20 protein-coding genes and 2 pseudogenes are annotated in these 16968 nt (G+C 40.5%); 14 read left to right on the top strand and 8 right to left on the bottom strand.

Translation table 11 applies throughout. The annotated features are described in order from the left end of the window. From MVI27_RS11665 to MVI27_RS11620, 9 genes and pseudogenes are all read left to right on the top strand, one after another. Window positions 1-774 (top strand): annotated as a pseudogene (locus MVI27_RS11665) (hypothetical protein); the annotation flags it as partial. Next, on the top strand, window positions 771-1163 hold the full coding sequence (locus MVI27_RS11660; protein WP_246962115.1) for a hypothetical protein: 393 nt from the start codon (window positions 771-773) through the stop codon (window positions 1161-1163). The pseudogene MVI27_RS11665 and the gene MVI27_RS11660, both read left to right, overlap by 4 nt. Window positions 1164-1400: 237 nt before the next feature. Further along, window positions 1401-1892: pseudogene (locus MVI27_RS11960) on the top strand (phage baseplate assembly protein V); the annotation flags it as partial. A gap of 214 nt (window positions 1893-2106) precedes the next feature. Then, window positions 2107-3345: a hypothetical protein gene (locus MVI27_RS11645; protein WP_246962109.1), complete on the top strand. Its 1239-nt coding sequence runs from the start codon at window positions 2107-2109 to the stop codon at window positions 3343-3345. 81 nt (window positions 3346-3426) lie between these two features. Continuing rightward, window positions 3427-3882: a hypothetical protein gene (locus MVI27_RS11640; protein WP_246962106.1), complete on the top strand. Its 456-nt coding sequence runs from the start codon at window positions 3427-3429 to the stop codon at window positions 3880-3882. A gap of 326 nt (window positions 3883-4208) precedes the next feature. Continuing rightward, window positions 4209-4367: a hypothetical protein gene (locus MVI27_RS11635; protein WP_246962104.1), complete on the top strand. Its 159-nt coding sequence runs from the start codon at window positions 4209-4211 to the stop codon at window positions 4365-4367. Window positions 4368-4370: 3 nt separating this feature from the next. Next, a complete protein-coding gene (locus MVI27_RS11630) occupies window positions 4371-4571 on the top strand; it encodes a hypothetical protein (protein WP_246962101.1) in 201 nt (66 codons plus the stop codon). Window positions 4572-4595: 24 nt separating this feature from the next. Then, on the top strand, window positions 4596-5300 hold the full coding sequence (locus MVI27_RS11625) for a hypothetical protein (protein ID WP_246962098.1): 705 nt from the start codon (window positions 4596-4598) through the stop codon (window positions 5298-5300). Window positions 5301-5649: 349 nt separating this feature from the next. Next, the gene (locus MVI27_RS11620) at window positions 5650-5868 is read left to right on the top strand and encodes a hypothetical protein (RefSeq protein WP_246962095.1); all 219 of its coding nucleotides are present in this window, start codon (window positions 5650-5652) and stop codon (window positions 5866-5868) included. A gap of 95 nt (window positions 5869-5963) precedes the next feature. On the opposite strand, the gene MVI27_RS11615 is transcribed toward MVI27_RS11620, so the two are convergent. From MVI27_RS11615 to MVI27_RS11595, 6 genes are all read right to left on the bottom strand, one after another. Further along, complete coding sequence (locus MVI27_RS11615) at window positions 5964-7493, bottom strand: hypothetical protein (protein WP_246962092.1); 1530 nt, start codon at window positions 7491-7493, stop codon at window positions 5964-5966. A 148-nt stretch (window positions 7494-7641) separates the two neighbouring features. Further along, window positions 7642-7920 (bottom strand): hypothetical protein, encoded by a 279-nt coding sequence (locus MVI27_RS11610; protein ID WP_246962089.1) that lies wholly within the window; start codon window positions 7918-7920, stop codon window positions 7642-7644. Between the two features lie 51 nt (window positions 7921-7971). Then, window positions 7972-8643 carry a GLPGLI family protein gene (locus MVI27_RS11605; RefSeq protein ID WP_246962086.1) on the bottom strand — a complete coding sequence of 224 codons (672 nt, stop codon included), beginning with the start codon at window positions 8641-8643 and terminating at the stop codon, window positions 7972-7974. A gap of 27 nt (window positions 8644-8670) precedes the next feature. Then, window positions 8671-8799, bottom strand: coding sequence for a hypothetical protein (locus tag MVI27_RS11880; protein WP_266213078.1), 129 nt, complete (start codon window positions 8797-8799; stop codon window positions 8671-8673). After that, window positions 8789-9586, bottom strand: a complete 798-nt coding sequence (locus MVI27_RS11600; RefSeq protein WP_246962083.1) for a hypothetical protein — start codon at window positions 9584-9586, stop codon at window positions 8789-8791. The genes MVI27_RS11880 and MVI27_RS11600 overlap by 11 nt, the downstream gene beginning before the upstream one ends. Before the next feature lie 7 nt (window positions 9587-9593). Then, complete coding sequence (locus MVI27_RS11595) at window positions 9594-9959, bottom strand: hypothetical protein (protein ID WP_246962081.1); 366 nt, start codon at window positions 9957-9959, stop codon at window positions 9594-9596. Window positions 9960-10261: 302 nt separating this feature from the next. On the opposite strand from MVI27_RS11595, the gene MVI27_RS11590 reads away from it, so the two are divergent. After that, complete coding sequence (locus MVI27_RS11590) at window positions 10262-11554, top strand: hypothetical protein (RefSeq protein ID WP_246962080.1); 1293 nt, start codon at window positions 10262-10264, stop codon at window positions 11552-11554. Between the two features lie 770 nt (window positions 11555-12324). On the opposite strand, the gene MVI27_RS11585 is transcribed toward MVI27_RS11590, so the two are convergent. Then, the gene (locus tag MVI27_RS11585; protein WP_246962078.1) at window positions 12325-12987 is read right to left on the bottom strand and encodes a hypothetical protein; all 663 of its coding nucleotides are present in this window, start codon (window positions 12985-12987) and stop codon (window positions 12325-12327) included. Between the two features lie 468 nt (window positions 12988-13455). Here MVI27_RS11585 and MVI27_RS11580 point away from each other — a divergent pair, with 468 nt between their 5' ends. The 4 genes from MVI27_RS11580 to MVI27_RS11565 are packed head-to-tail and all read left to right on the top strand — an operon-like array spanning window position 13456 to window position 15623. After that, window positions 13456-14793 (top strand): hydroxymethylglutaryl-CoA reductase, degradative, encoded by a 1338-nt coding sequence (locus MVI27_RS11580; RefSeq protein ID WP_246962076.1) that lies wholly within the window; start codon window positions 13456-13458, stop codon window positions 14791-14793. 2 nt (window positions 14794-14795) lie between these two features. Next, window positions 14796-14966: a hypothetical protein gene (locus MVI27_RS11575; RefSeq protein WP_246962074.1), complete on the top strand. Its 171-nt coding sequence runs from the start codon at window positions 14796-14798 to the stop codon at window positions 14964-14966. Window positions 14967-14974: 8 nt separating this feature from the next. Then, window positions 14975-15361, top strand: a complete 387-nt coding sequence (locus tag MVI27_RS11570; RefSeq protein ID WP_246962072.1) for a DUF423 domain-containing protein — start codon at window positions 14975-14977, stop codon at window positions 15359-15361. A gap of 1 nt (window position 15362) precedes the next feature. Further along, window positions 15363-15623: a zinc ribbon domain-containing protein gene (locus tag MVI27_RS11565; RefSeq protein ID WP_246962070.1), complete on the top strand. Its 261-nt coding sequence runs from the start codon at window positions 15363-15365 to the stop codon at window positions 15621-15623. 238 nt (window positions 15624-15861) lie between these two features. Here the strand turns inward: MVI27_RS11565 and MVI27_RS11560 are convergent, their stop codons facing one another. After that, complete coding sequence (locus MVI27_RS11560) at window positions 15862-16647, bottom strand: tetratricopeptide repeat protein (protein ID WP_246962067.1); 786 nt, start codon at window positions 16645-16647, stop codon at window positions 15862-15864. Between the last annotated feature and the right edge of the window lie 321 nt (window positions 16648-16968).

The raw sequence follows: 16968 nt of genomic DNA, 5'->3' as shown, positions 1-16968 counted from the left end.
GAGGTTGAATTCAGAACTTCATACAAAGAAGTTGATTGGGTAGACGTAAGAATTGATAAGAAAAATAAACGTATAGATGCTTCATTGCGGGTGAACCTGAAAGATGGCGGAGCTGAAGGATTAAAAAAATACAAAAAAATTTCAAAAGAAGCACTCGCTTATTATAATCTACCACCATTGACTTCTCAAGCAAGATCTTATAAGGAAATTGAAAAATATACCTTAGAGGGAATTTCAAAGTTTTGGTCGAGAAATTCTGCTAATGTTGGAAGAGGCGTAAATATTGGAAGCGACTTGTTTGAAGTATATGTAAACGCTGAAACCAATACTAAAGGTTTAGCAGCACCAAAGATCGTTTATCAAACGAATACTAAACCAGGAAGATCCAGAAACAGGGAATTATCCAGGATATTATATTTTTATGAAGGATATCTTTATAGAAGTTCATGGAGAAAATATCCAAATTCCATTATTTATAGTAATAAAGGATGGGAATATGTAAGTGCGGATATAATAGATTTTGAAATGGTATCTGCCCATGAAATAGGTCACGAAGTATTATTACAATATGGCGGACATACATATTCTAAAAGCCACAAAGGTTCAACAACTATAATCACCCAGGAAACTTTACCAACATCACCTCTAATACCTACAACTGGAGAAGTAGATCTTATGAAATATTACCAAGATTATTATGATATTTCAAGAACTGTGATTTCTGAATTTGATTTATTAAAACTTATTTGGTTAACAAAAATAAAAGTAATATGAAACTTAAATTTAAAAAGTATCTGTTATGCTTAGCAGTAGTAATATTTACAGCCATTATAACTTATTCTTGTTCTAAAAGTATTACATATAGGAAACCTGTTCAGGGTATTGTTAAAAACCACGATGAGAAACCATTATCTGGTGTGCATGTTTACTATGATTCATTAGATATTCTAAGTCCCAGAAATATATTTAGCAAGAATAATGGACATTTTAAAATGCCCAAAATTGAAATTGAAGACACCCAAGAATCTAAAAGAAAAATTCAAAAACTAAGTCCATTTATTTATTTTAAAAAAGACGGATATGAGACGAAAAAATATGAATTATCAAAAGCAGATAATTCAGATACGATTAGACTAGGAGTTATTAATTTAGAAAGAATATAGTTTTTAATGCTTTTTAAGAACAAATTCTGCTTAACAACGAACCTTTAGAAACCGACAGTAGTAGTATTATTAATGATCCGGTGATTATAAAAACAGTACACATTAGTTTCTGAAATTGCAGCATTAGATTGCATTCTTCTATTTATTATATTACATACAGCCGCACCTCTCAAAAAAGATAAATCCTTTCAGGGACTGCATACGACGAAAAAGGTAGACTTATCTCTACAAACCGTTGACTGGCAACTGCACGACACCACCAGCTTCATCCGCATTATGTCTCCCGATGCCGGCGGCACCGATCAGGTGACCTAAAACAGAGGCTACGTCGCTATCCCGGAAGTCGGTGATCAGGTGATGGTCGGTTTTGTACACAATCACCCGGACCGTCCCTTTGTGATGGGTGGCATGTTTCACGGGCAGGTGGGGCTGGGTGGAGGTTCTGATAACCGCGTTAAATCCATCCAGACAAGAAGCGGCCACCGGATTATCTTTACGGAAGATGAAAGTATTGTCATCACCGACAAAAGTGGCAATGAAATTCATTTGGATACCAGCGGCAGTAACATCAGCATCACCGCGCCGGAGACCATGACACTAAATTGTAAGAATATGAATATTAATGTGGGGGAGAATATGACTTCTACGATCGGCAATAATCAGAGTACTTCGGTTGGGCAAAATCAGAGCAATACAGTTGGAATGAATATTACCGAAACTGCTGGAGCTAATATTTGGCAAAATGCTACTATGAACTATAATCTTAATGCTACCAACATTATGAATATGGCGTCCGAAAATTTCATCTATGATGCTACAGATATTCATAAAAATGCTTCAGAAGCTATCGAAGTTGCTGCTATAGGCGATTATATTCAGAATAGCGAGACAACAATACATAACCTGTCTGGAGAGAAAGGACACAACGCATAAATATTTAGAGATGGCACAGCAAGAAAAAGGACAGATTCAGATATTTGCCAAAACTATCAGAGGCAATTCAAGTGGCGTTATACTAGAAGAAAGTAAATATATAAGAAATATTGCGGGTGGAAAGCATGTGCAAAATGGTACAGCTGGAGGTGTAAATAATAATTTAAACCAAACCAGAACTTCTACAGAGGAAACAAGAGTACAATCTATTGAATGCCTAGATGAATTAGATGACGGCTCAGCAAATGATGGCTCGGGAACAAACCAACAGAAAGGAGTTGTATTCAATAAAACATACAGATTTAAAGTAAAGGAATATAGCAAAGGAGAACCTAGAAATCTTAACAGTGTAAAATGGCTGTTAAGTTACACAAATCCAGATAATGGTCAATATACAGAAAACATTTTAGTAAACCAAAATGCTACTGGAAACCAAATAAGTATCAATTTTAGTACAAATGGCTTTTGCGGCAGAAATTTAGAAGTTAAAGCATACATTGCAGATAAAGAATTAGAGGGAAAACTTTTGATTTTTATGCACAATAGATTTCGCTGGTTTGATGGAAAGATTATTGAAGATGAGTTAAATATAAGAGTAGGATCAAAAATGCCATGGGTAATTAACCAAAGCGGAACTTCTCTTTGTGGTATGGCCTGCATTTTCTATTTATTTGCAAAGGAACAGCCAGCGCAGTACAAGTGGTTTTCAGAATTACTATTTAGAACTGGAGAAGCAACTTATAATCAATTTACTGCAAAGCCAACTGATGAACTTCTCGACAAAAACCCAAACGAACGAGGTTTTCCCCAGCATTGGGATCTTAGACTGAGAAAATTTACCCATATGACATTAGTGGATTTTGTAACGTTGGCAGGTGTTAGAAATACAGATAACAATTCCTACAAGGGCGGCGAAGAAGAGTTTCAAGCCATCAACTGGCCACCGTTGATGACCAGTTTGAGCGAAAAACTTTTAGGCTATGGTGATGTTGTATCAAATGGTATTTATAATCCCATTAAAAAATCAAAATATTTCCACAAACCAACTGCTTGGAAAATAATTGAGGATATTAACCAGCAGATTTCTGACGGATACAAAATCACATTGATGATAGACTCTGATTTGATTTCTCCTGATGAGGACATTTGTGGAATATGTTTGAATTGGAATATCACTGGATTGTGCTGGAAACACCAATTTCATCCATCCAGAATCTGGACGGTAAAGGGCAGATTTTCTACACGTTAAATTTTAAAGTGTATACATGGGGAGGAAATACGGAATATTTAAAATCAGTAATAACAATGGAACATTTCATAAACAATTACTATGGTTATATTAAAGTCAAATAAAATGGCACGTCTGATAATTTTTCTCGTTTTATTTTCGTGTCAAAAAACTGCCGTTAAAACCTATAATAATGACGACTGTAATATTTATGTTGCGGGAAAAAAAGGTTTTTGGATTGATATTTATTCAAAAGAAATAAAAGCGAGTGATATTACTTTCAGTGTAAAAGATAAAAAAGTAATTCCGGAAACCAAGGAAGTTGGTATTGGAAATAATAACTTCTTTATTAAGGAAAATTTGAAACTTATCGATACAATATCATTAGAATGTAGCGGGAAAATTTATAAAATATACGATTTTGAAAATCTGAGAGAAAACGCGATTAACGGCTCAAATCACAAAAGTATTGAAATATGCCGTGTTTCTACAGCAAAAATCAACGGAAAAACTATTCCCGATTCGCGTAATAATATTTTGAAAGTGTACTTGGAATAAAATATCATTTGTACTTTAGAATAATTAATAGTCGGAGGCCTTTATAAAAACATTCTATAAAAAGTTTCGGATCTGTCAAAAGCATAGTCGATTTCAATCGTATATCATTAATAAAAGTAAAATGAGGAGCATTATTGCCTTTCAGTAAAAATTATTATAGATATATGAAAAATGGAATAAGGTTTTATTTTTTTTTATCATTTCCCTTTATGTAATACTGTAGGAATGAATATTTCAGAAACCGCAGGTATGAATAAAACAACAAGCGTAGGCATGCTTAATATTCTTTCTGTAGGGACTGATTTTATTACGAATGTTGTGGAAAAATGACCGAGTTTATCCAAGGAAATAAAGAATCTCACACAGAAAAAGACCGAACGAGAGTTGCAAATGGAAAAATCACAACGCAAAGTGAAGGAATGTATGAACAACATGCAAAGAGTGAAGTTCAAAATAATTCGGGAGAAAAATCTTTAAACCATTAGATCATGAGCAAAGAGAGTTACATCGGTGGCGATTATATTGAAACTACTGGCGTTGACACAAAAGTCTATGGCAAACGCATTATTAATTCTTCCGTAGACAGATTTGTACAAAATGGAGGTAATGGCGTTGTATATGGAACAAATGATGAAGCTCCGGTAATAGAGATAATTAAAAAAGTGATTAGAATTGAGATCACATCTTAAATCAGTGGTTATACTATTCAAGCATTGAAAGGTTTAGAGTTTAAATTTTCAGATCCAGCTGTAGTTGTGCCTACGTATAAAGTAAATATTCTTGATTTAGAACTAGATGCTAAAGGACAGCAAAAAACCATAAAAAATAAGGGTGTCTTTAATGTAACAAGAGATGCCTGGTACTCACTTGGGAAAGATAAGAACAATAAGTACCGCTTATTAAATAGAGCGTTTATTCCCGCGGATTATTCTAAAAATCTTTACGGACTTTATTGGATTTCAAGTTATCCGAATATCTCAGCTAGATATGCAAGTTCGGGATTAGATGCGTTCATTTTTACAAGATACGGACAAAGAAGAATTCCAGCTAAGCCATTACGAACTTCCACCAAAATAGACGGCTCGTCTATCACATCACCAAGAGCGGATCCCGATTTCGCAACAGATGTAATGATTCATATAGGAGGAGTATATGAGGTTTTTGGTTATGATTTTTTAGGTGGGTCATACGGGTGTTTTGCGTATATTCCTGAAGATGACATATATAGTATACCACTACTAGCTGAAAAGGCTTCCACGGATGATCACTATGATGATATCACGTCAAACAAATCGTGGAAAATAATTACAAATAAAATAAAAAAATTAGCTTTTGAAGACAACAAAGATCTGCAGGTTATATTAAACCAAAGAGATGATGAGAACGCTTATTTTCCACCCAAAGTTTTAAGTGAATAAGATGCGAGGTAAAAACTTTTTATTTTTGATTGCGGCGTATTTGGCGGGCGCATTTTTTGCGGTCTTTGATACGGCAACAAATAATATAGATGTTGCACCAGTTGATGCAGGCCTAGATTTTCTAATTACCAATTTGTGCGAAAATATCGATTTTTTGAAAATAGTATTATACGGAATTATTTCAAGTTTTGTTTGTTTTCTGATGCTTCTGCTGTTTAATCTAATTTTTAAGTTTTTAAAATAAAACTCTTACTTCACTTCCGTACAAGTCCAAACTTCCATTAAAATATTCCTTAACTAAATTATAGACTTTGGGAAATTTTTAAGGAGCGAATTCGTACATTGTCATTTGTATAGAGCTTTTATGATGAGTGGCATGTTCCATGGGCAGGTGGGATTGGGTGGAGGTTCCGATAACCGCGTGAAATCCATCCAGACCCGAAGCGGCCACCGTATTATCTTCACAAAAGATGAAAGTATTGTCATCACCGACAAAAGTGGCAATGAAATTCATTTGGATACCACCGATAGTAATATCAGTATCACCGCGCTCAATTGCCGAACATAACTTTTAACCAGCCCGCGAATAACTTCCCTTCAAATAAAAAAACCAAAGCGATTTCAATCACTTTGGTTTCAATAATACAAGGTTTATCTGACGTCTTATAATGTAAACGTTCTCTGCTTTTTCTTCCAGTTATAGAGTTTGCCTGCCGGCGCAACCTTTTTCCTGGTCCGTGCCTGTGGCGCAGCTTTTCCGCCTTTGCCGTGGTCTACGAAAGCGAGTTCACCGGTGTAAGTTGCCGTAATTTTGTTCTGCCGGTCGTCCACTCCTGTAAGCGTGACTTTGTACGTGTTGCCTTCCTTCGAGATATCAACAGTACCGGTTTTAATCGGTGCGTAATTCTCATACTCACCGGATTTTAGCTCATAAAACCAGGTTCCGAAATCCAGGCCTACTTCGTATCCTTGTCCGGTTCCCGCATTGCCGGCAACCTCTTCGCCGATTGGATACGTACCCGCCGGAATCTCTGTCGTTTCCGTAGGTGCCGTGTATAATGTAACCCGCAGGATGTTTCCGCTGCCGTCGGGAATCCAGTAGAAATCCGGCATCACCGTGGCATTCTCCGTGAGCAGATACATATCCCAGCGGTTATTCGTAAGTCCGGCAATGGGAGATTTTCCGCGGTATTCCAGGTAACCGTGCGTTATATCAGAAATTTGCTGGTCGCTCAGTAACGTGGAGACTGTGTATTCATCTTTCTGGCGGACCACACCGGTGTATTTTCCCACATGGCGGGTGCCGTCCTGCAGTTCAAAATTAAACCGGACTTCCTGCTGGTCACCTTTCGGCATCACCTGAACCGTTCCGCCGGTAATAAATACTTCCTTGTCTATCCCTTTGGTTTCATCAATATGGTGCAGCGAAGCATACTGATAATAAGGTGCGCCACCCGCAATTTCTTCTTTGGAGGCAATCCGGAAGGTTCCCACCGCGTATTCAGTAGAAGCAGTATAGGTTTGGTTGGGAATTTGTGCCTCCCAGGCCCTCGGATCCATTTCGTTGAAAAAGGAAATATTAAGATAGTACCCGTCACCGGTCAGCTCGCCGTAACTGTTGGTTTGCCCTTCTGCAAAGTAGCTCATGTATTCACCAATATTGGGAAACTGGTAAGGATCGTCGCCCCAGTACCAGCCATTTTGTTTGGTATATTCAACTTCGTATTCGGGTTCAATGTCAATTACATCATCAAAGGTGATTTCATATTCAAAATCTGCCGCATTCTTCACGATGCCTGTGATCACATATTTGTCGCCGTTGCGTTTTACGGTCACATTCCCGCCTGTGATCGGGGACTTCTCACTTCCTTTTAACCAATAACTTTCTGGAGTGAGTGTGTACTTGTTTCCTGTGCCGCCTACCGCGTAGGACTCGGCCGTCAGTTGCGCATTCAGCAACTCAGCGTCCGGCACACGGTCAGCGATAAACTGAAGATGAAAATCGATTTCCTCACCGCTCAGTGTAATTTTAAAAAGCCCTTTGGAATCATCGATGCTGCTGTAGTTGCCTTTACCGTTTGTAAGTGGCGCACCGATAGGTTCCGGACCACTCACCGGACCTTCGTCGCGGCACGAAACAGCAATAATACCCATGCAGGCAAAAAGCAATAAAAAGGTCAGAATTTTCCTCATAATTAAATAATTTGTAATCTGGTGTTTATAAATCTGTTAATAATAGAACACTCCAGGCATTAATTTATTGTGCCGGGCATAGAATTACAAACCTTCACGAGTGAAAATAGAAGCAGATAAATCAGCTCACTAATACAGCCTTCGCGATTTAATTTTTACTGTCTGGTTCCTTGTGGTCCAGATCGGGGCTCGCCATTACACGCGCCATAAAGCCGGTCGCGCCGCCGGGACTTCTTCGTTTTCGGTTTGCCCAGATAATGCCAACGGTCAGGCCGATTGCGACGACCAGCAAAGCCAGAATCAGGCGTGTAGTGCCGGGCTCATAAAAATAAATCAAAGCACCGGCGATGCAACCGGCTAATAACGGAGAGGCAACGAGTTGAAGATATGCCAGTATTTCAGGAATTTGTGCTAATTTTTTATACATGATCTTTCTTTTACGTTGTATTAAATATAGCAAAAACCAAACGATTTGCCGCTATTCTTTATAAGAAATCGCACGGTTGCGCTCAATCGGATTATTAAAAGTATGTACCTCTTTTCGCAGTCGCTCATTGATCTCGCGGGTATTGTTCTGCGATACCACCGTTCCGTCATTCAGGAAAAAATCAGCGCCGCTGTTTCTTTTGGTGCTGCGCAGGAAGCTGACCGGCGAATCATAGTAGGTTTGTTTGGTTTTTTCGTATTGCCGGCGGTCGGTGGCAACGCTGCTGGCTTTCATAGCTGCAATGTGGATGTGCTGGTACGTTGACTTTCTGTTTTCGGACTTAATCAAAGAAAAGGTATAATGCCCTTCGCTATCCTCCAGCCGGGTAATCAGCCCGGGCAAACCATGAAATTTGTGCGGTCCCTCCTGAAACGGAATATCCGCTGTAAACCAGGCGGTCCAGTTCCGGCCGCCCCACGCAGTTCGGGCTTCCTGCAGCTGCAGTCCGTTTTCCTGTTTGCTGCTTCCCGTCAGTTGCCATTCCTGCCGGTCGGTGCCTGAGAGTTTCAGTACCAATGACTGCAACAAATCATATTCTGAAAATTCGTCCGTTCCGAGCGTGTGTTCTACGATATTGGACGTGCTGAGCTGGCCTGCTTCCGGGAAGGGGAGGTTGTGCAGCAGCAGCGAGTCCGCCACAAGGTAGTCCCGGATATAATACATCGATTTCTTGCCGGAAATATCCAGATGCTACACCTGCTTTGTATGGTAATTAGAGGTTGAATCCCGGCGGTAATCCACTTCATAAATGAATCGGTGGGTCTGTGCCTGCAGGCCGGCTGCAAAGAACAGCAACATAATCAGTACGTTAGTTTTCATAGGGTTTATTTATAAAGATTTGTTCCTCTTCGGACAGCAGAATATCATCAGAAGACTGTGCCGCCGACGCTACATTATTCCACAGGCTGAAATTCAGGTCTGCTTTGTTTTCCAGAACGGGTTTTCTGGTTTCCCTGGCTTTTTTAAAGATGACTTCCCGCATTAAAATATACTGGTGCGTACGATCATCTGTTGTGATGGCAGCATCTGCCTGCCACGCTGCAAACGTTGGGTAATATGCGCCATCTTTCTTGTAAAATTCAAAAGCTTTTTTTCCATTACCCCGCTTCACCGTATGTTCTGTTTCATCGGTATCGGTAAAAGTGTAGGCGGGAATGCTTGCCTGATCATACTCCATTTGATAATGCGTGATTACCCGGTCCTTTCGGTGATAGGTAAACGTACCCTGCCAAACGATGCCTTTTCTGCTTTCCATCCTAAATCCTATATGTTGGACTTCTTCATCCTGACTTAGTAAGCGGGTGGTAAATTGGGTGTCCTTGAGGTTGATAAATGATATGAGGTTTTGCAGCTCATGGTAGAATAGCAGATTGGCCCAACGACTCTTGTTTGAGAAAAGCTTTTTTTCCACTGCTTCTTTTTTCGACTCAATGAATTGTAAATAATTGAATTTTTTGAAACCCAGTTGCAGCGATTTGTCAATAAAGTGTACGCCGACTTTGCGGTTATAGGTGTTGGATTTGGTCCAGAGTTCCCCTTCTGCGACGACCAACAGATAGAGCAGGCTGTCTTCGATATTCTTTTCCTTAAAAACAATATCATACACCGCCGGTTTACTGAAATATAACTTTTATAATTCTTGCCGATATACTCCAGCTCGACCGGAAATCTATCGGTGTGATTTGTATGGCTTCAATTTCAGAATAAGCCGGTTGCAGGCGGATCACTTCTTTCTTGCCCTGCACCTGCTGCCGCTGAAAACCCGGTGCCGATACTTCATAGCTACCAATCGTTTCCGGGAGTAACGCCAGTCCGTCATCATTTGTATAAAAGGCTTCGCCATCGGCTATAATGCGGGCTTTGGGAATGTGTTTATTGGTTTCGGCGTCCAGTACTTTCAGGGTAAAAGACTGTGCTGTTAAAATAACGGATGCTAAAAGCGTTAGCAGCACACTGAAATTTTTGGAATGTTTCGACATAAGGAAGTTTATAAAACATACAAGTTGAAAGTAATTAGATCACAAATGCTGCTACTCTCAGAAATGCTGCAACCGCTTGCTGTAAACGAAGAAATAATATGCCTTATAAATGCGGAAGTAAACCTTTACCATATGTAACTTTTGAGTCGCTAAAGCTACTGGAAAAATCAAATTCTTAGCTAAACACGAAAATAATTTGGCAATACTTTATCCTTTTTAACGATATTTAAACAATTCGCTATATCTTTTCCATCTGTCTAGAGTGTCTTAAAAGAAAGGTCGTAAGATTAAATTTACATCGCATGAAAAATTTCCTGATTTTTATATTGCTCGTCACAGGGATTAAAGGTTCGTCGCAGCTTAAAATATTTACATCGGATATTGATAATTTCTGGGTGGCCTATGACAGTATCCGTAAGACTGGAGACCACAGTAAGCAGTTGGCGATTATTAATGAACTTTATATTGACAAAGGAACCAAGGGACTGCATGCCTTCATGAAATCCAGGAATTTCACAGATTCTCTGTATGTGGAACTGATCAACGACTTCCCGCTTTTTTGGAAAAGTGTAAGAAAAAACACATTAAGCATTAAAGACAGAAAAGAGGAGCTCTCCGCCGCTGTTGCCAATCTGCAACGCTTGTATCCCGATTTGAAGGAGGCGGAAATCTATTTTACGATTGGCGGCCTGACTACGGGCGGTACCATCACTGATCATTCAGTTTTAATAGGATCAGAAATCGCCGCGGGCGATAAAACAGTGGATGTTTCAGAGTTTCAAAATAATTGGCTGCAGCAGGTTTTTGAGCATCAGTCCGCTGATAATTTTGTGTTTTTAAATATTCACGAATATGTGCACACGCAGCAGACCGGGAGCCGCAAGAAGGTGTTAAATCACAGTTTGCGGGAAGGAACTTGTGATTTTATCGCAGAGCTGGCGTTGGGAACTCGCAAGCAAACCTATTATCAAAAATATGGACTGGCGCATGAAGCTGATATAAAGGCAGACTTTAAACGGGATATGTTTACGGACCGGTTATCCAACTGGCTGTATAATGGCAATAGAAAAAAGGAAGGCTCTGATTTAGGATATTTCATGGGCTATGTAATTGCCAAAGCATACTATCAGGAAGCGGCGGACAAGGTTGCGGCTGTAAAAGAAATCATTGAACTAAACTTTGCTGATGACGCGGCTGTTGAACAATTTTTGGTAAAGTCTAAGTATTATAAGGAGTCTATAGATAAAGAGGCCTTGTTGGCTGATTACAAGATGAAACAACCTTACGTGAAAAGTATCGCGCCTTTTGGAAATAATGCGGTTGAGGTAGATCCTGCCACCAAAGAGTTGCGAATTGTTTTTTCAAAGGAAATGACGGGTAATATGTCCATCAACTATTCTGAAAAGGGAAAGGATTACTTCCCAATTACCGCTGCAAAGGGATTTGAAAATGGTGGTACCACACTGGTGCTGCAGATGAATCTGCAACCCGGGAAAGAATATGAACTGATTATCACAGACAAAAGTTTCTTATCTAAAGATGGTTATCCGCTGCGCACAGAATCCTATCCTGTACAATTTACAACCCGAAAATAGGATGTGCTAAACTTTCAATATTGCGTTCTGTTACGGAGCAGATAAAAATGGCTGCTCTTTTTGGTTGGATAGCGCCTCCCCTCAATCCAATTCCCTATCTTTGATATCCCAAAATAACATGCTCATGACCCATCAGCCCGTGGAAGGTTTTTCCAAGCTTTTGGAATTATTCAAAACTAAATTGAATGCTTAAGCTATACAGAAATAACACTGAAAAAAGTGGTTTTCAAAAGTCTAACAAAGATTATAATTATTTTGCATATTTTAACGAAAAGTCTTTTGATTCTTAAATTTATGCAATCTTTTTTATAATTAATTTCATAGAGAAAATGTGCAAAATTAAAGTGATAGGGAAGGCTGCATATTAATTTATTTTCTACAGATACAACTCCGTCAATGATTGGCTTCCGCCGGCGTGTCTTGTTTAATGATTCCAACTTCAATAATAGAGTTGTTCTGCTGAGTATTGCATTCAAACTGATTGTCTCAGCTCTGCCACGCGATCTGAATCTGTATCGCATCTACAAAAGCGTTCCACAAACTGCGCTTCCTCTTTAGAGTGGGAAAGAACTACCAATTGTCACGTTCTGAAGTCCCATTTTCCGCTGCAGCTTCTACTTTTTATACACGTCGGAACTGCATGCCCTCACAATTGATTGCGATGTGGTACGGCAGGCGGTTCTATTCCATATCTTGCGGGAAAATGGGGTTTTATGTACATCGATCGCGTACAATTAAGCGCCGGAATCTTTGATAAGGCTATTTGGCATTCATAAGATTTCCACGACTGCGCCCTGTAAATACCCGGGGCCTGAGACAAACAGTAAATCTGTAAAACCTGCACGGCCGCGGTATCTTTTCTTGAGTAAGGTCCGGCGCTCTGTCGCAGCAGGCCACAGATGCACTTGGCGACGGAAAGCACCGGTGCTGAAATTAATCTGCAGTTCAATAAGCTCTGTCGGTGTTGCGCTGTATTGCCCTTGTATGTCCAGTAATCCCTCTTCCGCCTCTTGGATCTTCACCAGCGTGGGTGCCTCAGGAACAGAATTTTTCTTGTGGAACCGAAAATTGCGCAGTAAGATACGTCCTTCCTCAGTCCGTAAACCCGCTGCTACGCTGCGCAACTCATTGGAACTCCGGTCACAGGCTTTTATTTGTAGCATCAGTTGGGTCACACGCTGGTAAAGATGGCGGTCGCCGGTGGCACTGCATTCTTCTGCCAGCGCCGCACGCAGTGTTTTGCCTGCAGCTGAGGCCTGCCCGAATTCATTCGCAGTCCGTTTTTGAGCGGGTGGAATTTCTGCAGAAGTTCTTTTTCCAATACGCCTGACTACCTGCTTGCCGTTTAGCTTATAAAAAACTAAATCGCCAATCTTGCCGTTAAACCGAATCAGGGAAGAAGCTTTGCCCATAGCAGCTGTAGATATGTACATCAAATGTAGTGAATTAAACTGATCGACAACTGCTTACAGGAAAGAATGTGTTTTTTGAAATGATTTGCATCTAAGACTAAAGAGCCTTTCTCCTTTTCCTGCTAATAAACCTGTCTCAACGGTGGCACGACAGATGCCTGTGCGGTTGTTTCGTTTTCTTTAGGGTTATCTGTATGTTTGTATAGGTATATTAGGACAAGTCTGAACCATAGTTGAACCACAAGTAAACCATGGTTGAACCATAGTTGAACCATACTAAAGGTACAGATGCTTTACGGTATAAGCATAGAGTAAGCGGGCTAAACATAGCGCTGATGCATACCTTCTGATAAAAATGCTGCTTTTTGCTTTGCGGTTCTCGTACGCCACACTTTCCGTCTTATTCCATGAATAGCTTTCGCTTTCTTCATTCCTTTCTTTTCGCTCAATCCAATTCCCTATCTTTGATATCCCAAAAATAACATGCTCATGACCCATCAGCCCGTGGAAGGTTTTTCCAAACTTTCCAAACAACAGAAGATTGACTGGCTTATTAAGGAATATCTGAACGGAAATACGGAATATCAGGACATCCTGCAGCAGTACTGGAATGAGGACGCCGGCCTGCAAAAACTGCATGATGAATTCTCGGAAAATACCATATCCAATTTCTATATGCCGTATGGCATCGCACCCAACTTTCTGATTGACGGGAAATTGCTTGCACTTCCGATGGCAGTCGAGGAAAGTTCCGTGGTGGCAGCTGCTTCCAAGGCGGCGAAATTCTGGCTCGAAAAAGGCGGCTTCAAAACCACCATTATCAATACCAAAAAACTGGGGCATACGCATTTCGTAATCAAAGCAGAACCGCACAAAGTATTGCATTTCTTTAATTTTAAACTAAAGAAAAAGCTCCTGCAGGCCACCGAGGACATCACCCGGAATATGCGCAACCGCGGCGGCGGGATTCTCGATATTAAACTGATTGATAAAACCGCTGAACTGGAACATTATTTCCAGCTGAAAGCCAGCTTCGATACCGTGGATTCCATGGGTGCCAACTTTATCAATTCCTGCCTGGAACAGTTCGGGAAAACCCTGAAAGAGGAAGTGGAAAAGGATGAAGAGTTCACGGCTGAGGAAAAAGCCTCGCTGCAGGTCATTATGAACATTCTGTCCAACTTTACACCCGACTGCATCGTGCGCGCCGAAGTTTCCTGCAAAATAGAAAACCTGAAAGACGACAGCGGGATTTCCAATGAAGAGTTTGCCTCTAAATTCAAACGTGCCGTGACCATCGCCGAGATTGAGCCGTACCGCGCCACTACGCACAACAAAGGAATTATGAACGGCGTGGATGCAGTGGTCATTGCAACCGGCAACGATTTCCGTGCGACGGAAGCCTGCGCCCATGCCTATGCCGCGAAAGACGGGAAATATTCCAGCCTTACGCACTGCACGGTTGATGACGGCATCTTCCGTTTCTGGATTGATTTACCGATCTCCGTGGGGGTCGTTGGCGGCCTCACCAATTTGCATCCGCTCGTGAAATTTTCCCTGGCCTTGCTGGGTAAGCCGTCCGCACAGGAACTGATGAGTATTCTCGCCGTGTCCGGCCTGGCGCAAAACTTTGCCGCTTTGCGTTCGCTCGTAACCACCGGCATTCAGAAGGGACACATGAAAATGCATTTGCTCAACATCCTGAACCAGCTCGGCGCTACGGAAGAAGAGAAAGCGCATTTCGTGGCGTATTTTAAAGATAAAACCGTGACCCACCACGAAGTTATTTCGGAGTTTGAGCGGGTGCGAAAAACAGCTACTTCCTGATTATGTTTCAGATATTCCTCGGGATTTTACTGCTCATCTTCGGCGTTTTTCTGCGCCGGTCCAATGACCGTGGCTTTGCGGCTTCGCGGCGCTATTGGTGGATGTTCGTGGCCATCGGCCTTTTGTCCGTCATCGGGCAGCTGTTAATTATGTATCAGAAAGGAGAATTATAATTTAAGTTATGAAAACATTTACGCTTATCGCAGGCGCTGCCTATGGCCTGTTATCGGTAATTCTGGGTGCGTTTGGTGCGCATGCCCTCAAAAAAGTAATCTCAGTGGACAAACTTGTCAGTTTCGAAACCGGCGTGCGGTACCAGATGTATGCTGCCCTGTTTCTGCTGATCGTGGGATATATTTTAAAGTTTGATACGTCGGTGGAGAAATGGATCTCCCTCCTGATGGTCGCCGGTGTCTTTTTGTTTTCGGTCAGCATTTATGTTTTAAGTTTCAGCGAGGTTTCCACCATGAGCTTTAAGTTTCTGGGACCGGTGACACCCTTGGGCGGATTGCTGATGATTATTTCCTGGGCACTGCTGATCTACCACTTCGCCAAAGACCGCGCCTGATATGTTCTTTTTTATTTTCGGACTGAACAAAAAGCAATTGGGAAAAGAAACCATCCAGGTGCCGAAGAACGGTTTTCAGGTGAATGCCATTGTCACCATTTACCGCCGGTATTTCGAACTCTTTTTTATTCCCCTGATTCCGCTGGGGAAAAGTTACAGCTTATACATCCCGCACTCCGATGAATATTTCGAGCAGGGCGCCTTTTCAAACATGCCGGCGGAGTATCTGGAGCGGTGTAAAGAGGTGGGGAGGAGGTATTAGCTGGACCTACTTTCAACGATGCGGTTTTTGCTGTCTCTGAAAGTCGCAAATCCTTAAGTTTTCACTGCTAAAATAACAACCATTTTAAATTGCTTTAATAAAGGTTGTATTAATGAGTTTGCAGAATTTACCGCTAAGATTTGGGGTTATAGAAGAACAAAAGTTGAACCTTGTACAAGTTTTCAATAGAAGACGGTAAGCCACGTTTTTAGCAATACCTTATCACGCGGCTGTACTTTTATAATGTTGTTTTATAAAGTTCGGTTTTGTTTTTAAGTTTTCTTCCCAAAAGTTTTTCTGCGTCAGAAGGTGCCTTCTGAATCTGTGATTTTTCCAAAAGCTTTTCTAAGTTTTTAATTTCTTCGATGGTTTCTTGTTGTTTCAAAATGCTAAAATCAACTTTGTACTCATTGTAAATTAGGTACCACAAATAACTTTGATACAGGTCTTTGTCAAAATATTTGCCGTTTTTATGAAACTGTGCAAGTTCAAGTCTTGATGATGTGATATATCCGCTTTGCGCAAGGTTCTCGGGATTTTCAAGTTTTGCTAATCGTAAAATCCACTCTTTAAACTTTGGAATATTTTGTGGAACGCCATTTCCCGTTACGTAGCAGCTTACAACATTCCACATACAAGTTGGATCGTTGTTAGCTGCACATTTCATGGCATAAGCAAATGCTTTTTCGGAATTTTGTTCTACGCCATCTCCGTTTCCGTAAGCCATCATTAAGGCATAGTGTCCATCATTAAAATTGTTGTCCGATGATTTCTTAAACCATTCGATTGCTTCTGCAGACTTTCTCTCTCCAAGAACTCCACTTTGCAGTAAATAACCAAAATTATATTGCGCTTCACCATTTCCGAGTTCTGCTGCTTTTTTTAAAATTGGTTTTGCTTCCTGATACTTTCCGGAGTCGAGCAATTTCTTTGATTGTTTGTTCAATTCTTCCGCTGTTTGAGAATAAGTTGCTTGAAAAATTAGAAAAGTAAAAGTCAGACATAAAAAAAATGTTCTATTCATCACGTTGATTAGCATAGGGTATAACGGAAAAAGTATTTGCGAAGGGCGGGCTAAATTTAACTGAAAGTTCAATTTCGACAAACCGAAGCAGATGCTTTTTCAGATTATTAAAATTAATAAAAAAAACAATATGAAAAGCAGCTGTGGCTAAAGGAAACGAGTGGTGGTTTTATAGATTTAACCCCCGCCTTTTGCAAATACTATGTGCCTGTTGCACAACCTTTTTCAAAAATACAGTAAAAAAGATTTCAGAAATAGAAAATGTGGTTATAAACGTGTTTAAAATATTGATATTCAGTTGTATAAATGGTTTGTTTTGAG

Source organism: Chryseobacterium salipaludis (assembly GCF_022968825.1).
GTDB classification, from domain to species: domain Bacteria; phylum Bacteroidota; class Bacteroidia; order Flavobacteriales; family Weeksellaceae; genus Kaistella; species Kaistella salipaludis.
Note: the sequence above shows the minus strand (reverse complement) of the source record. Positions and strands in the feature narration are given on the sequence as shown.

What these genes read in the sequence shown, in the direction of transcription:
- MVI27_RS11560 (WP_246962067.1), bottom strand. Translation starts at nt 16,647, where the DNA reads ATGAATAGAACATTTTTTTTATGTCTGACTTTTACTTTTCTAATTTTT.
- MVI27_RS11615 (WP_246962092.1), bottom strand. Translation starts at nt 7,493, where the DNA reads ATGAGGAAAATTCTGACCTTTTTATTGCTTTTTGCCTGCATGGGTATT.
- MVI27_RS11575 (WP_246962074.1), top strand. Translation starts at nt 14,796, where the DNA reads ATGTTTCAGATATTCCTCGGGATTTTACTGCTCATCTTCGGCGTTTTT.
- MVI27_RS11630 (WP_246962101.1), top strand. Translation starts at nt 4,371, where the DNA reads ATGAGCAAAGAGAGTTACATCGGTGGCGATTATATTGAAACTACTGGC.
- MVI27_RS11570 (WP_246962072.1), top strand. Translation starts at nt 14,975, where the DNA reads ATGAAAACATTTACGCTTATCGCAGGCGCTGCCTATGGCCTGTTATCG.
- MVI27_RS11580 (WP_246962076.1), top strand. Translation starts at nt 13,456, where the DNA reads ATGACCCATCAGCCCGTGGAAGGTTTTTCCAAACTTTCCAAACAACAG.
- MVI27_RS11640 (WP_246962106.1), top strand. Translation starts at nt 3,427, where the DNA reads ATGGTTATATTAAAGTCAAATAAAATGGCACGTCTGATAATTTTTCTC.
- MVI27_RS11660 (WP_246962115.1), top strand. Translation starts at nt 771, where the DNA reads ATGAAACTTAAATTTAAAAAGTATCTGTTATGCTTAGCAGTAGTAATA.
- MVI27_RS11590 (WP_246962080.1), top strand. Translation starts at nt 10,262, where the DNA reads ATGAAAAATTTCCTGATTTTTATATTGCTCGTCACAGGGATTAAAGGT.
- MVI27_RS11880 (WP_266213078.1), bottom strand. Translation starts at nt 8,799, where the DNA reads ATGAAAACTAACGTACTGATTATGTTGCTGTTCTTTGCAGCCGGCCTG.
- MVI27_RS11645 (WP_246962109.1), top strand. Translation starts at nt 2,107, where the DNA reads ATGGCACAGCAAGAAAAAGGACAGATTCAGATATTTGCCAAAACTATC.
- MVI27_RS11595 (WP_246962081.1), bottom strand. Translation starts at nt 9,959, where the DNA reads ATGTCGAAACATTCCAAAAATTTCAGTGTGCTGCTAACGCTTTTAGCA.
- MVI27_RS11565 (WP_246962070.1), top strand. Translation starts at nt 15,363, where the DNA reads ATGTTCTTTTTTATTTTCGGACTGAACAAAAAGCAATTGGGAAAAGAA.
- MVI27_RS11610 (WP_246962089.1), bottom strand. Translation starts at nt 7,920, where the DNA reads ATGTATAAAAAATTAGCACAAATTCCTGAAATACTGGCATATCTTCAA.
- MVI27_RS11635 (WP_246962104.1), top strand. Translation starts at nt 4,209, where the DNA reads ATGACCGAGTTTATCCAAGGAAATAAAGAATCTCACACAGAAAAAGAC.
- MVI27_RS11605 (WP_246962086.1), bottom strand. Translation starts at nt 8,643, where the DNA reads ATGTATTATATCCGGGACTACCTTGTGGCGGACTCGCTGCTGCTGCAC.
- MVI27_RS11585 (WP_246962078.1), bottom strand. Translation starts at nt 12,987, where the DNA reads ATGTACATATCTACAGCTGCTATGGGCAAAGCTTCTTCCCTGATTCGG.